The organism is Bradyrhizobium sp. Arg237L (assembly GCF_029990105.1).
GTDB lineage: Bacteria > Pseudomonadota > Alphaproteobacteria > Rhizobiales > Xanthobacteraceae > Bradyrhizobium.
The window spans coordinates 1-14,797 of record NZ_JAQMIL010000124.1 but is presented as its reverse complement, the minus strand read 5'-3'; the positions used below and the strand labels follow the sequence as shown (position 1 = coordinate 14,797).

Genomic DNA, 14,797 nt, shown 5'->3' with positions numbered 1-14,797 from the left:
ATCCGCCGTGAGACGCGCGGAGTTAAATCACTGATTTGCCCGACGGCGAAAGCGGAATGTTTTTCGCGCGACGGCTGGACAGACTTTTGGTGATTTGCCCGTCGGGTTGTTATGTCGCACCTCGCGCCTCAATACAGGTCGTCATTCCGGGGCGATGCGAAGCATCGAGCCGGAATCCATTTCGCCGCTTACGCCCGTGGATGAATGGATTCCGGGCTCGCGCTGCGCGCGCCCCGGAATGACGGCGGCGGTGTTTGGGGTGAGTAAATGGCACGCATTGGACAGCCCAGGTGCGAGTGCCTACATCGATGGGTCTGTGACCTCGGAGTTTTCACGATGACCATCGACGACAGGCCTACGATCGCCGCGCCCGATGACGATCCCTATCTTTGGCTCGAGGAGATCGAAGGCGCGCGGGCGCTGGAATTCGTGGAGCGGCAGAACGCCCTGACGCTGGAGAAATTCACCGGCCCGTCATTTGCCGCCGATCGCGACGCGCTGGTCGCGATCTTCGACCGGCCGGACAACATTCCCTATGTCACCAGGCGCAGTGGGCTACTCTACAATCTCTGGACGGATGCGCAGAATCCGCGCGGCCTGTGGCGGCGCACGACGCTCGGGGAATTCCGCAAAGCCAATCACAACTGGGAAATCCTCCTGGACGTCGACCAGCTTGCCGCCGATGAAGGCGAGGATTGGCTCTTGAACTGGACGTCCATGCGGCCGGGAAATGATCGGCGCGCGATCCTCGGCCTGTCGCGCGGCGGCAGCGACGCGGTGATGCTGCGCGAGTTCGACATGGAGGCGAAGCGCTTCGTCGCCGATGGCTTCATGCTGCCGGAGGCGAAGGGCGGCGTCGATTGGGTCGACGACGACACGCTGCTGCTGTCGAGCGCCTATGGCGAGGGCATGGCGACCACATCGGGCTATGCCCGGACTGTCAGGCTGTGGCGCCGCGGCGAGGCCGCCGAACGCGCGCCGGTGGTGTTCGAGGTGCCGGCCGACCATATGAGCGCATCCGCTCAACTCGATGATTCCGGGCCGGTCCCACGGATGTGGTTCGTCGACCGGCTCGATTTCTTCAACTTGAGTGCCTGGCTGGGCGACGAGACGGGTACGAAGACGAAGCTCGATCTGCCCACCAGCATTTGGCTGCTCGCCTATCAGGACTGGTTCGTCGTCAAGCTGCGCGAGCCGTGGACGATCGGAGGCAAGACCTATGCGCCCGATACGGTGCTCGGCATGTCGCTGTCAGCCTTCCTCGCAGGCAGCCGCGACTTCACCGTCGTGTTCGAGCCGGAGCCGCGGCGGGCGCTGCAAGGCTTCTTCTGGACCGAGGGCCGGCTAGTGCTGTCGATCCTCGATGAACTGCGGCCGGTGTTCGAGATCTGCACGCCATCGGCTGGCGGCTGGACGCGCGAGCGGCTCGAAGGGCTGCCCGGGATCGGCGTCGTCGATGTCTGGCGCCTCGACGGCCATATCTCCGAAAGCAACGGCGACCTGCTCGCCAATGTGCAGGACCCGCTGACGCCGTCCTCGCTGATGCTGATGGAGAAGGTCGGAGCGCCTACGGTGCTGAAGCAGGCGCCGAGGACGTTCAACGCGGATGGACTCGTGGTGACCCAGCACGAGGCCATCTCCGTCGACGGCGAACGCATCCCCTATGTGCAGACCGGCCCGGCGACCGAGACCGGCGATGCGCCGGTGCACTTGACCGCCTATGGCGGCTTCGGTCTTGCGATGAAGCCGTATTACAACCCGGCGCTCGGCAAGCTGTGGCTGGAGCGCGGCGGCACCATTGTCGAGGCCAATATCCGCGGCGGCGGCGAGTTCGGCACGCGCTGGCACGACGCCGGCCGCTATGCGGGCAAGCGGTTGGCGCATGACGACTTCGCGGCCGTCGCCGCCGATCTGGTGAAGCGCGGCGTCACGCGGCCCGAGCGGATCGCGGCCGAAGGCGGATCGAATGGCGGCATCCTGATCACCAACATGCTGGTGCGCTACCCCGAACGATTCGGCGCGCTGTTCTGCACCATCCCGCTGATCGACATGCGCCGCTACACCAGGCTGCTCGCCGGCGCGAGCTGGATCGCCGAATATGGCGATCCCGACAAGCCCGAGGAATGGGCCTGGCTGCAAACCTATTCCGCCTATCACATAGCGAAGCCGGGCCAGAAATATCCACCGATCCTGATCGCGACCACGCGCCGCGACGACCGCGTGCATCCCGGCCACGCCCGCAAGATGACCGCCAAGCTGCAGGCAATGGGATATGAGGCCCATCTCTACGAGCCCGCCGCCGGCGGCCACGGCTATGGCAAGGACAACAAGGAACGCGCCGCGTTCATGGCGCTGGGGCTTGGGTTCTTGCGGGAGAAGATCGGGTGGGTGGATGGTGCGTGATTGTTCTACTCACCGCTGTCATTCCGGGGCGCGCCAACGGGTCCGCGCAAAGCGCGGCCCGATGACAGGCTCCGCGTGAACCCGGAATCCATTTCTCCGCCCGCGTATGCTGCGCAATGGATTCCGGGCTCGCGACTTCGTCGCGCCCCGGAATGACGCGGAGGAGCGGTCACGCGCACGCGAATTCCAGGATCATGTTGTTCGCGGGCATGTCTACCGCCTCCTCCAATGACAGACCGACGCGCCCCGCCAGCTTCTCGATATCGGTGATGTCGCGCACGCCCCAGTCGGGATCCTGGTTGCGCAAGGATGTGTCGAACACGGCGTTGCTGAGCGCGGTGTGCTTGCCGTCGCGCTTGAAGGGGCCGTAGATGAACAACCGGCCGTCGTCGCGCAGGCGGCGGGCGGCGCCTTCGAACAGGCCCTCGGCGACGCGCCAGGGCGCGATGTGAATCACATTGGCGCAGAACACCGCGAGCAGCTTTGGCAGTTCGCCGCCCTCAGGCGCAGCACCGGGCCAAGCCGGATCGGAGAGATCGATCCTCAGCGGCGGACGGATGTTCGGAAGGGCGGCGTATGCGCGCCAGGCCGCGATGCTCTTCAGATGCGCGTCGTTGAGATCGCTCGGCCACCAAATGATGTCGGGGGTCCGCTCCGCGAAATACACGACGTGCTGGCCAGTGCCGCTGCCGGCCTCCAGCACGTCGCCGGATCGGCCCAAAAGAAATTTTTCCAGCACCGCCCAGATCGGCTGATGGTTGCGATGAAAGGCAGCCGCATCAAGCCGGCCGTCGGCCTCGACCCGCCCGCCGTCCTTGCCGAATTCGACCACAAACTCTGGCATGATGCTCTCCTTTGCCTATCGTACAAAACGCAACACCGTAGCGATCCTGCTATTCCGCGCGCGCCGTCGCAATGCGCGATTTGGGCGCGCCTTCATCATAATGGTTACGGCCGTAGCCCCGGATGAAGCGGAAGCGTAATTCGGGGCGAGCGCACCCATCTCTCCGCTCGTCATTCCGGGATGCGAAGGCGCAGGCCCGGAATCCATTGCGCCGCATGCGCAAGTGGAAGAATGGATTCCGGGTTCTCGCGGAGCCTGTCATCGGGCCGCGCTTTGCGCGGACCCGTTGGCGAGCCCCGGAATGACGAGCTGAGAGATAGATTGCTTCGCTGCGCTCGCAATGACGGGGGATGGAGCTACCGCGCCACGCGCTGCAACTCCTTCGTCAGCACGTCCAGCGCGTCGGCGAGCATCACGCCGCCGCAGACGGTGAGACGTTCGGGAAGCACAATGCGTTTCTCCGGCGGATAGAAGTGCTCCAGCGCCGGATGCAGCAGGAAGGCGCGGCCGTTGTCTTCGGCGCGGTCACCGGCCTCCGACACCAGGATGAAGTCCGGTCTCAGTTGCACGATCGCTTCCAGCGAGGCGTAGCCGCCGGCTGCGACGCCGAGGTCGCCGGCGGGATTGAGCAGGCCAGCTTCGGTCAAGAGCGACGACACCAGGCTGTCGCTGCCGGACACCCAGCCACGGCGCGCCAGCGGCAGCACGCGATAGTGCCTGCCGGTTGCGGCCTGACGTGCGCGGGCGATTGCGGCGTAGAGCCTCGTGATCGCGGCTTTCGCGCGATCCGGATGCTGCACGATGTCGCCCATCTCGCGGATCTGGTCCTTCACCTCGTCCAGCGTGCGCGGCACGCTGAACTCGACGAGATGAAGGCCGTTTGCTTTCAAGAGCTCGCGCGTTGCGCGCTTGTCGAACAGGCTGGCGACGACGATGTCGGGCTTCAGCACCAGCGCGTCCTCCGCGCCGCCGGAGAGAATCGGGAAGCGGCGCGCCTTGTCGGCGGCGAATGATTGCCAGGCCTCGCGGGAGAATCGGCTGAGGCCCAGGATCTGCTGGGGATCGGCGAGCGAGAGCAGCAACTGATCGCTGCAGACGTTCATCGAGACGATGCGCGGCGGGCTCGCCGCAAGCGCGACAGTGGTGGACAGGGCGAACGCTGCAAGGAATGCAGCGAGGCGCCGCATCAGATCTCCGCCCACGGCACGATCACCGTCTCGCGCTGATATTCGGCGCGGAAGGCGCTGACGCGGAACACATCGGCCATGACCGTCTCCGACAGCGCATCCGCCGGCGCGCCCTGCGATGCGAGGCGCCCTTGCGCCAGCACCAACGCATGGTCGGCAAAACGTGCGGCAAGGCCGAGGTCGTGCGTCACCACGATCACCAGCACGCCCTTGTCGGCTGCCGCACGCAACCCCTTCATGACGTCGATCTGGTGGCGCGGATCGAGCGAGGCGGTGGGCTCGTCCGCCAGGATGATCGGCGCCTCCACCGCAAACACGCGCGCCAGTGCGACGCGGCTGCGCTCGCCGCCGGAAAGCTCGGTGACGCGGCGCTCGGCGAACTCCATGACGTCGGCGGCCTGCATCGCCCGCACCACCGCCTCGACATCGCGCGGGGACAGCCGTGCCGGATCGGTGGCACCATGCGGATAGCGGCCGAGCGCGACGATGTCGCGCGCGGGTAGCGGCCAGTGCACCATGTGCCCTTGCGGAAGATAGCCGAAGCGTTTGGCCCGTTCGCGCAGCGGCAGCGCGGCGAGCGCCTCGCCACCCACCCTGATGACGCCATCGGAGGGAATGAGGCCGGCGAGCGCGCGCAGCAACGTGGTCTTGCCGGCGCCGTTCGGACCGACCAGCGCAACGAGATGACCTGAGGCGAGTTGCAGCGACACGTCGCTGAGCACGCGGCGGCCGGCGAGCGCTACGTTGAGATGTTCCGCGACAAGCGCCGTCATGCGACGCCTCCGCCGAGCGCGCGGCGCTCACGCATGATGAGATAGAGGAAGAACGGCACGCCGATGATCGAGGTCAGGACGCCGACCTTGATGTCCGAGGTCGACGGGATGATGCGCACCGCGATATCGGCCGCGAGCAACAGCGCCGAGCCGGCGAGCGCGCTCGGCACCAACAGCCGCGCCGGGTCGTGGCCGATCACGGGCCGCATCAGATGCGGCGCGACCAGGCCAATGAAGCCGATGGTGCCGGTGACCGCCACCGCGCCGCCGACGCCGAGCGCAACGCCTGTGATCACGAACAGCCGCAGGCGGCCGACATCGACGCCGAGACTTTGCGCGGTCTCTTCGCCAAGCGTGAGCGCACGGAAGGCGCTGGCCTGCGAGAGCAGGATGGCTGCACCAGCAACGATGAACGGCAGCGCCAGCGCGACATGCTGGAAGCTGCGATCCTCCAGCGAGCCGAGCAGCCAGAACGCGATCTCCAGCACCAGGAACGGATTGCTGGCGAGGTTCATCACCAGCGCCGTCGCAGCGCCCGCAAGGCTCGAAATCGCAAGCCCGGCGAGGATCAGGATCAACAGCCCCGCATTGCGGCCAGCGATCGCGAGCAGCACGAACACCGAGCCGAACGCGGCGATGATGGCGGCGACCGGCAGCGCGTAGGAGCGGACATCGGCCAGCCCGAGCGCGATCACCAGCACCGCGCCGAACGCCGCCGATTGCGGCGCGCCGAACAGCGAGGGCGAGGCTAAGGGATTGCGCAACAGGCCCTGCAGCGCCGCGCCTGACAGACCGAGAATGGCGCCGATCGCGAACGCCAGGATGGTCCGCGGCAGGCGGATCTCGCGCACGATCACCTGCGTTACATCGCTGCCGCCACCGAACAACGCCTCGATCACCGTCAGCGGCGACAGCCGCACCGGACCGGTGCCGAGCGAGATCAGCATCAGCACGGCAACCAACGCAATCATCGCAACGGTCGCCCCCAACCGCCGCCGCGCGGCGAGACCCGCCGCTATCGTGAAATCCTGTGCACTCATCGCGCCCTGCTTCTTGCAGCGAATTCGGTGGCAGACAAGCGACACCGGAACAAAAAAGCGTATTGGGGATGGGGCGCCGCAGTTTCGCCGGGATTGACTCGGGCGTCGCCAAAATCCTAGATGGCTCCGACGGTTCCTATCGGGATCAAAAGGGAATGCGGTACCGGGAAACTTCCCTCAAGCCGCGGCTGCCCCCGCAACTGTATGCGGTGAATCCTTCGTCATATGCCACTGGGCGTCTCGGTCCTGGGAAGGCGACGAAGGGTAACGACCCGCGAGCCAGGAGACCTGCCGTCTTACGTGGTCACACGCGACGATGTCGGTCGGGGAGTACAGACATTTGCTTCACCTGAAGCGCGAAACGCGATGGTGAGCCTCGGATCGCTGTGACGTGCCACTGACGTCATACCGAGGTCTCGCCGATGTTCTCTGCTATCACCGCCACCAAGCAACGCCGGGCGCTCCTGCTCGCGTCGAGCATGCTGGCGCCCGCCTTGTACGTTTCTGCCGCGCTGGCGCAGCAAGCGTCCTCCGAACAATTGCCACCGGTCGAGGTCAGAGCGCCCGGCGACCACAACCGCACCCGTGCCAAGCCCGCTTCCGACGGCACTCCAGGCCCCCGGCGTCCCGCGCCGGGCCAGGTGCCGACCAACGCGCAGCCGGCCGGCGGCGCAGGGTCTAGCGGCACCGCCGCTAGCGGAGCGTCATCCGGTGGTGGCGGCAGCCCGCAATTCGCTGGCATTGTCGGGACGTCCTCGACCGTGATCACCGCCGACGACATCGCGCATTCGCCTTCACACACTTTGCCGGAAATCATCGCGCAGGCGCCGGGCGTGCAGTTGCAATCGCTGTTTGGCGGCGTGAACGGCGCCAAGACCTCGGTCGACCTGCGCGGCTTCGGCGCGTTCGCCACCGCCAACACGCTGTTCCTGCTCAACGGGCGGCGCCTCAACGACATCGACATGGCGCAGGTCGATCTCTCGACCATCCCGCTGGATTCGATCGAGCGCATCGAGATCACCCGCGGCAACAGCGGCGCCGTACTCTACGGCGACAACGCGATCGGCGGCGTGATCAACATCGTCACCAAGACCGGCATCGGCGGCCCGCCGGTCTCGATCCGGGGCGAAGCCGGGTACGGCTCCTTCAACCAGCGCATGGCCGCGATCTCGACCGCGATGAATTCCGGGCCATGGTCGGCGTCGTTCTACGGCAACGGCATCAAGTCCGACGGCTACCGCGTGAACAATGCGCTCGACCAGCGCAACGGCGTCGGCAATCTCAACTACACGACGCCGGACCTGAAAGCATTCCTGACGGTGACCGGCGACGACCAGAAGCTGGGCTTTCCGGGCGGCCGAATCGTCGACCCATCCGCCGGCATCAACCAACTCGTCACCGACCGCAGGGGCGCCGCCACGCCGTTCGACTACGGCAACCAGCAGGGCGCGAGCGCGACGGCCGGCTTCACCAAGACGCTCCTGAACGGCGTCGACCTGATCGTCGATGGCGGCTACCGCCAGAGGGATACGCAAAGCGCTTTCTTCGGCACCTCGCCATTGATCAGCGCGGCGTCGACCTACAATGACGCCGCGCTGCAGACCTGGTCGATCACGCCGCGGCTGAGCATCAACAATTCGATCTTCGGGATTCCGTCGTCGATCCTGACCGGCATCGACTATTACGACGCGACGTTCCACCAGCAGCGCGGCGCGTTCCGGGGCGTGCCGCCGATCCATACCTACGACCTGTCGCAGCAGTCGCTCGCCGGCTATTGGATGCACACGGTCGGCCTCTTGCCCACGACCGATTTCTCCTATGGCGCGCGGGTGCAGAACACCTGGCTCAACGCGCGCGACCGCTACGATCCGAACGCGCCGTTCGCCTTCGACGCGCAGGCGACGCCGCTCGACCAGAGCGAGACCAACTACGCGCTGCATGTCGGCGTCGAGCATCGCTTCACCGAAATGTTCTCGGTGTTCGCCCGCGCCGCGCACGCCTTCCGCACGCCCGATGTCGACGAGCGCGTCTCGACGGGTCCCGCGTTCGACGCCTTCTTCAATCCGCTGCCGCAGAATTTCCAGTTGAAGACCCAGACCTCGCATGACGTCGAAGGCGGATTCCGCGTCAAGACGGGCCGATTCCAGGTGCAGACCAGCGTCTACAACATGGACCTCGAGAACGAGATCCATTTCAATCCGGTGCTGTTCTTCAACGTCAACCTCGAGCCGACCCGGCGCTATGGCTCCGAGACGCAGGCTTCGCTGCGCGTCAGCGATACCGTGTCGCTGCGCGGCGGCATGGCTTACACGCGTGCTGTGTTCCGCGAGGGACAGTTCGCGGGCAACGACGTGCCGCTGGTGTCGCGCTACACCGGCAATCTCGGCGTGACCTGGAATATCTGGGACAACTATCTCGTGCTCGATGCCACGCTGCGCGCCTGGAGCTCGCGCGTCATGGATAACGACCAGGCCAATACGCAAACGCGCATTCCGGGCGATGCGACGATCGACCTCAAGCTCAGCGGCGCCTATGAGCATTTCTTCTGGTCGGTCAGCGTCAACAACCTGCTCAATGCGCTCTATTACGACTACGCCATCGCCTCGAACTTCACGCCCGGCCGCTTCAACGCCTATCCGCTGCCGGGCCGGACTTTCCTCGTAAAGGCCGGCGCGACGTTCTGAAGCGATCAGCCGGTCCATAAGCCGTGCGCGGACCGGGTTGTTCCGCCCGAATCAGCCACTATGTCGTGGTGATGGGAGATCGATATGGGCGGGATCGGGAAGACAAACCAACCTCCAAAGCAGGAAGGCGGCAAGCCGAAGCCGCCGCCTCCACCTGCGCGCCACGACGAGGACGACGACTACGAAGACGGCGACATCGCCACGCCGAAGCGCGACCGCTACGGCCCCGACGACGAGCCGTTGTGAGACGCCTCCCGTCATTGCGAGCGTAGCGAAGCAATCCATCGCGCCGCTTGCGGAGACGTGGATTGCTTCGCTGCGCTCGCAATGACAGGGTGAGAGCGTTGCCCAGAATTGTAGGGTGGGCAAAGCGCAGCGTGCCCACCATTTCACGGGCGGTGCAAGGGAAGGTGGGCACGCTGCGCTTTGCCCACCCTACGGCGGCTACGGCGGCTGATGCAGTCCGGCGAAATCCTCGCGCTCGATCTTGCGGATGCTCTTCAGGTCGAGCAGATGCGCGCCGAAGCCGCCGCGGGCGACCGTCCTTGCCAGTTTCGGCGAGACCAGGGTCAGACCAGCCGTCATCGCCAGCGGCACGGCGCTGAGCCAGTCGAGCTGCACCGGCGTCAGCTCTTCGGTGCTGGCGTTGTAGGGCCCTGAGGTCTTCAGGAGATCGCCGCACTCAACCAGAATGTCGCGCCTGGTGCCGCCGCGGGAGGCCTGGCCGAGCAGCGCCTGCATCGCCAGATGCGTCCGCACGCCGGTGCGGCTCTCAGGCAAAGGCTGCGGCGTCTCGCCGAGCGAAACGCGCAGCAGCAGATCGACGAGGTCGGTGCCGGCCCGGAAGGCATTGAGCGGCTCGACCAGGCGCGGATTGCAGTCGATCAGGAGCGGCACAGGGCTGTCGATCGGCATCACGTAATCGACCGACAGCGCGCCGTGCCAGGCCAGCGTTTCTCCAATCGCTTCCAGATAGGCGTGCACCTGCGGACGGCTGACGCTTTCCTTGATCGCCTCGCCGCCGCCGACGCCGGGCGCGACCTGCCGGTAGGCGTGAAAACCGACCAGTTTCCCAAAGCAAAATACCGACTGCGCCTTCTCCGTGGTGCCGGTGACGAGATCCTGCACCAGAAGCTCGTCGGCAAAGGTATCGCTCGCGCCGAGCTCGTACAGCGCGATGTTGAAATCGGCGTCGTCGCGCACGAACCAGATGCCGCGGCTTGCCGTGCCGACCGAAGTCTTGATCACGGAGGGAAAGCGGATGGCCTCACGCAGCTCGCTCTCCGAGGTCACGATCCGCGTCGGCGGCTGCGGCAGACCCAACCGGTCGAGCAGGCGGCTGAAGCCGGCCTTGCTGTGCACCATCCGGTAATTGTCGAACCGCGGCAGCGCCAGGCCGACGCGGCCCTTCAATCGCGCCTCGGCGCGCGCGAACAGAAAACCCTGCTCATGGGTCGGCAGCAGCACGTCGAACGGCGCCTCCAGGAGCCGCTCGATATAGCCAAGGAAGCCCTCGGGGTCGTGGCGCAATCCCGGGCAGCGGTGGAATTTCCGCACAAAGCGCGAATAGCGCGACAGGCACCAGGGCGAGGGATCGCAGACTTCGACATGGTAGCCGGCAAGACCGAGGATCGTGATCGCCTCGCGCGCCGAGGTGCTCGCCCCCTCGGGGATCAGGACGCGCAGCTTTCTTGCCGGATCGGTCATGCCAGATCATTGCTGCAATGCGAGTGGCTTGTCTTGCCGCTTTAATGCCGCATGTCGCTCGGTCGCGGTTCGCCGGGTCAGCCATGCAGCGGCCTTCATGGACAAATAATGCCCAGCCGATATTTTCGCGCCAGATCATGATCCGAGCGGATCATGATCTGGCTCTCTGTTTGAGCATGATCTTTTCGGAAAACCGGTTCCCACTTTTCCGGATCATGCTTTAAGCCCCGCCGGGCATCACATTTGATGGGCTTCTCACTGATATGGCTGACGTTCTCGCCGCACCGCAGCAATTGAAGACCGACAGCGCGGCGCGCACGCTGACGGGGATTTCGATCGCGCATTGGGTCAGCCATTTCCATATCTTCGTGCTGCCGATGCTGTTCCCGTTCCTGAAAGAGCGGCTCGGCGTCGGCTATATCGAGCTCGGCTTCGCGCTCACCGTATTCGCGCTGGTCTCCGGCCTGACGCAGGCGCCGATCGGCTATCTCGCCGACCATATCGGCGCGCGAAAAATCCTCCTGATCGGGCTCTGCCTGGGCGGCTTTGCCCTGATCGGGCTCGGTTCGCATTTGAGCTATCCCGCGCTGATCGCAAGCGCGATTGGGCTCGGGCTTGCCAACAGCGTCTATCACCCCGCCAACTACGCGATCCTGTCGGCACATATGGACGAGGCGCGGATGGGCCGCGCGTTCTCAGTCCACACCTTTGCCGGCTTCCTCGGCGGCGCGGTGGCACCTGCGATCATGGCGGCGCTGGTCGCGGCAATCGGCGGGCTCGGCGCATTGATGGTCGCGGGCGCGATCGGCCCGCTGGTGGCGCTATTGCTCGTCGTCATGGGCACCCCCGACGCGGGCGCCGCGAAGGACGGGCCCGAGGGCAGCGAGAAGGTGAAAACCAGCGTGATGACGCCGGCGATCATGGTGCTGACCGTGTTCTTCACGCTGCTCAGCCTGTCGAGCGCGGGGATCAATAATTTCGGCGTGGTGGCGCTGATGGGCGGCTATGGCGTGTCGTTCTCGTCGGCCAATATCGCGCTGACCGCGTTCCTCGGCGCCAGCGCGGTGGGCGTGCTCGCCGGCGGCTATCTCGCCGACCGCACCCACCGCCACAGCCAGGTGGCGGCGGCCTGCTTTGCGGTCAATGCTGCGATCGTGGTCGTGATCGCGCTGGTCAACCTGCCATCGGCGGTGCTGACCGCTGCGCTGGGCCTGGCCGGTTTCCTCGGCGGCGTGATCACGCCCTCGCGGGACATGCTGGTGCGCAACGCGGCGCCTCCCGGTGCGGCCGGCCGCGCCTTCGGCATCGTCTCCACCGGTTTCAACTTCGGCGGCATCGCAAGCCCGCTGCTGTTCGGCTGGATCATGGACCACAACCTGCCGCATTGGGTGTTCGGCGCCTCCGCCGCCTTCATGGTGCTGACGGTGCTGCTCGCGCTCGTCACCGACCGCAAGCCGCAGGGATCGGAAGCGCGCGCAGCGGCTTGATCACCTGTTGTTTAGACCTCCTCGCGAGCGATCGCTTCCAGACGATCCGCGCAATCGCTCAGGCCGACATAACAGGCGACACCGAGATAGATGGTCTGAAGCGCGCGAACGCCGCGGTCTCGACGTGTCGGCACGCACGCGGCGCCGGTAACGTGTTCGCCGGCCTCGGCAGGCCGCATGGAAACTGCGCACTGGTTGCCTTTGGTGGTCGCGGTCACGAGAGATCTCCGCAGTGATTTTCAGGGGACACTGCGGTGCGCCTGTTACGGTCCGATCACTGCCTCGAACTAAATGCTTACGGCTGTAACCGATCGCGATAATCTGACCGGGAGGCGAGCCAACGCGGCTTGATGCGATCCTGAGCTGGCAACAGAAGAGGAGACATCTCAATGCAGGAGTACGATCTTTACATTAATCCGCAAAAGCCGACGTTAGGCCTCTATGTGCGCAAAGGGGCCGGTCTTCCCGATCTGGCCAAACCTGAGGAATGGGCATTTGACGGCACAGCGGCACAAGCCGAATTGCCGCCAGACCTTGTGAAAAGGATCGAAACCAACGGTCACGCCTTCCGCGACATGGATTAGGCTTTGACAGCACCGCCATATTTCCAGGTTGCGGCGCCATAGCGCATTGCTGAACCTCATCGGCGCCGGTTGACGGCATCGGGGGACGACCCATGATGCGGGGCAACAACAACAAATCGGGATGAAGCGCCATGACCTCAGCGCCTGACATCGTGATCCGCGGCGGCACCATTGCGGACGGCAGCGGCGGCGACCTCTATGAAGCCGATGTGGCGATCGCGGACGGCAAGATCATCGACGTCGGCAAGGTTTCAGGCAAAGGCAAGGAGGAGATCGACGCGCGCGGCAAGCTGGTGGCGCCGGGTTTCGTCGATGTTCACACCCACTATGACGGCCAGGTGACGTGGAGCCAGGACATCACGCCCTCCTCGCAGAACGGCGTCACCACCGCAATCATGGGCAATTGCGGCGTCGGCTTTGCGCCCTGCCGGCCCAGCGACCACACCAGGCTGATCCAGCTCATGGAAGGCGTCGAGGATATTCCCGAGCCGGTGTTGAGCGCCGGCATTCCCTGGGAATGGGAGAGTTTTCCCGACTACATGGACTGGCTGTCGAAGCGCAGCTTCGACGTCGACATCGGCGCGCAACTGCCGCACGCGGCGCTGCGCGTCTATGTGATGGGCGAACGCGGCGCGCGCCGCGATCCTTCCACGGTGGAGGACAACAGGCAGATGGCCGCGCTTGCTGGCGATGCGGTTCGTGCCGGCGCACTTGGCTTCTCCACCTCGCGCACCCTCAACCACCGCACCTCGACCGGCGACTTCACGCCGACCTTGAAGGCGGGCGAGGACGAATTGACCGCGATCGCCGGCGCGATGCATGGGGTCGGCCGCAGCGTGCTGCAATTCGTGCTCGATCTCTCCACCGTCCACGAAGACCTGCCGATGATGCTGCGGGTGGCGGAGAACACGAAATGCCCGATCTCGTTCTCGATCACCCAGAACGACAAGTCGCCGCGGCGCTGGCGCCAGACGCTTGACACCATCAACGAGGCAAGCCGCCGCGGGCTATCGATCACCGCCCAGATCGCGGCGCGTCCGGTCGGGCTGATGCTCGGGCTCGAATTATCGCGCAACCCGTTCCAGACCCATGCGAGCTACAAGGCGATTGCGCCCCTGCCGCTCAAGGAGCGGGTGGCGCGGTTGCACCAGGCCGAGACGCGCGCCACGATCCTCGCCGAGAACGCCAGCGACACCGACGATCCGCTGTTCTTCCGGCCGAACTACGACAAGATGTATCTGCTCGGAAATCCGCCGGATTACGAGCAGCCACCGGAGAACACGCTGGGCGCGCAGGCGCGCCGGCTCGGCAAGCGCCCGGAAGAACTCGCCTATGATGCGATGCTGACCGACGGGGGCCGCGGCATGCTCTACGTGCCGTTCCTCAATTATTCCGACGGCAATCTCGACGCGACGCGCGAGATGCTGCTGGACCCGAATTCGGTGCCCGGCCTCTCCGACGGCGGCGCGCATTGCGGCATCATCTGCGATGCCTCTTTCCCGACCTATCTCCTGACCCACTGGACCCGCGACCGCACCCGCGGCGAAAAACTCTCGATCCCCTTCGTGATCGCGGTGCAATCGCGCAAGACCGCGCTCTCGGTCGGCCTCGCCGACCGCGGCCTGATCGCGCCCGGCTACAAGGCCGACGTCAACGTGATCGATTACGACCACCTGCATCTGCACCCGCCGAAGGTGCATTACGATCTCCCCGTCGGCGGCCGCCGCCTCCTGCAGCAGGTCGACGGCTATGAGGCGACCATCGTCTCGGGCGTGGTAACGCAGCGCGGCGGCACGGCCACGGGCGCAAGACCCGGCCGGTTGATCCGCGGCACGCAGGCGACGCATTCGGCGGCGTAGGGTGTGGGCAAAGGCGCGTCAGCGCCGTGCCCACCATTTTGGCGCGACGCTCGCGATGGTGGGCACGCTACGCTTTCCCCACCCCTACGGACGACGAAGACGTCGTGAAGACGGCGCCGCACGCTCCCGCCTCTCCCCTTGTGGGAGAGGCCGTATCGCGGTCCTGACCGGCTACATGGGTAACAGAATAGACCGGCGACATGGGTAACAGGTCAACTGGTCGGCAAGG

At 65.6% G+C, this 14,797-nt stretch carries 12 protein-coding genes and 1 riboswitch; of the genes, 6 read left to right on the top strand and 6 right to left on the bottom strand.

Annotated elements, in window-relative coordinates; genetic code table 11:
- Positions 1-336: 336 nt before the first annotated feature.
- Positions 337-2,403, top strand: a complete 2,067-nt coding sequence (locus OZ411_RS41250) for a prolyl oligopeptidase family serine peptidase (RefSeq protein WP_282532542.1) — start codon at positions 337-339, stop codon at positions 2,401-2,403.
- Positions 2,404-2,572: 169 nt separating this feature from the next.
- On the opposite strand, the gene OZ411_RS41245 is transcribed toward OZ411_RS41250, so the two are convergent.
- From OZ411_RS41245 to OZ411_RS41230, 4 genes are all read right to left on the bottom strand, one after another.
- Positions 2,573-3,247 carry a DUF938 domain-containing protein gene (locus OZ411_RS41245; RefSeq protein ID WP_282532541.1) on the bottom strand — a complete coding sequence of 225 codons (675 nt, stop codon included), beginning with the start codon at positions 3,245-3,247 and terminating at the stop codon, positions 2,573-2,575.
- 356 nt (positions 3,248-3,603) lie between these two features.
- Entirely contained in the window at positions 3,604-4,434 is an 831-nt protein-coding gene (locus OZ411_RS41240) for an ABC transporter substrate-binding protein (RefSeq protein WP_282532540.1), read from the bottom strand.
- On the bottom strand, positions 4,434-5,207 hold the full coding sequence (locus OZ411_RS41235; RefSeq protein ID WP_282532539.1) for an ABC transporter ATP-binding protein: 774 nt from the start codon (positions 5,205-5,207) through the stop codon (positions 4,434-4,436). Before OZ411_RS41235 ends, OZ411_RS41240 begins: the two co-directional genes overlap by 1 nt.
- Entirely contained in the window at positions 5,204-6,247 is a 1,044-nt protein-coding gene (locus OZ411_RS41230; RefSeq protein ID WP_282532538.1) for an iron ABC transporter permease, read from the bottom strand. The genes OZ411_RS41235 and OZ411_RS41230 overlap by 4 nt, the downstream gene beginning before the upstream one ends.
- A gap of 113 nt (positions 6,248-6,360) precedes the next feature.
- Positions 6,361-6,558, top strand: a riboswitch (cobalamin riboswitch).
- A gap of 111 nt (positions 6,559-6,669) precedes the next feature.
- On the opposite strand from OZ411_RS41230, the gene OZ411_RS41225 reads away from it, so the two are divergent.
- Positions 6,670-8,931 (top strand): TonB-dependent receptor, encoded by a 2,262-nt coding sequence (locus OZ411_RS41225; RefSeq protein WP_282532537.1) that lies wholly within the window; start codon positions 6,670-6,672, stop codon positions 8,929-8,931.
- Between the two features lie 84 nt (positions 8,932-9,015).
- Entirely contained in the window at positions 9,016-9,177 is a 162-nt protein-coding gene (locus OZ411_RS41220) for a hypothetical protein (RefSeq protein ID WP_282532536.1), read from the top strand.
- Positions 9,178-9,375: 198 nt separating this feature from the next.
- Here OZ411_RS41220 and OZ411_RS41215 read toward each other — a convergent pair whose 3' ends face one another.
- Positions 9,376-10,638 carry a hypothetical protein gene (locus OZ411_RS41215; protein ID WP_282532535.1) on the bottom strand — a complete coding sequence of 421 codons (1,263 nt, stop codon included), beginning with the start codon at positions 10,636-10,638 and terminating at the stop codon, positions 9,376-9,378.
- A 263-nt stretch (positions 10,639-10,901) separates the two neighbouring features.
- Between OZ411_RS41215 and OZ411_RS41210 the strand changes: the two genes are divergently transcribed.
- Positions 10,902-12,125 carry an MFS transporter gene (locus OZ411_RS41210; protein WP_282532534.1) on the top strand — a complete coding sequence of 408 codons (1,224 nt, stop codon included), beginning with the start codon at positions 10,902-10,904 and terminating at the stop codon, positions 12,123-12,125.
- A gap of 11 nt (positions 12,126-12,136) precedes the next feature.
- Here OZ411_RS41210 and OZ411_RS41205 read toward each other — a convergent pair whose 3' ends face one another.
- Positions 12,137-12,343, bottom strand: coding sequence for a hypothetical protein (locus OZ411_RS41205; protein ID WP_282532533.1), 207 nt, complete (start codon positions 12,341-12,343; stop codon positions 12,137-12,139).
- Positions 12,344-12,514: 171 nt separating this feature from the next.
- Here OZ411_RS41205 and OZ411_RS41200 point away from each other — a divergent pair, with 171 nt between their 5' ends.
- Positions 12,515-12,709, top strand: coding sequence for a hypothetical protein (locus OZ411_RS41200; protein ID WP_282532532.1), 195 nt, complete (start codon positions 12,515-12,517; stop codon positions 12,707-12,709).
- Positions 12,710-12,840: 131 nt separating this feature from the next.
- The gene (locus OZ411_RS41195) at positions 12,841-14,568 is read left to right on the top strand and encodes an amidohydrolase family protein (RefSeq protein ID WP_282532531.1); all 1,728 of its coding nucleotides are present in this window, start codon (positions 12,841-12,843) and stop codon (positions 14,566-14,568) included.
- The last annotated feature ends 229 nt before the right edge of the window (positions 14,569-14,797 follow it).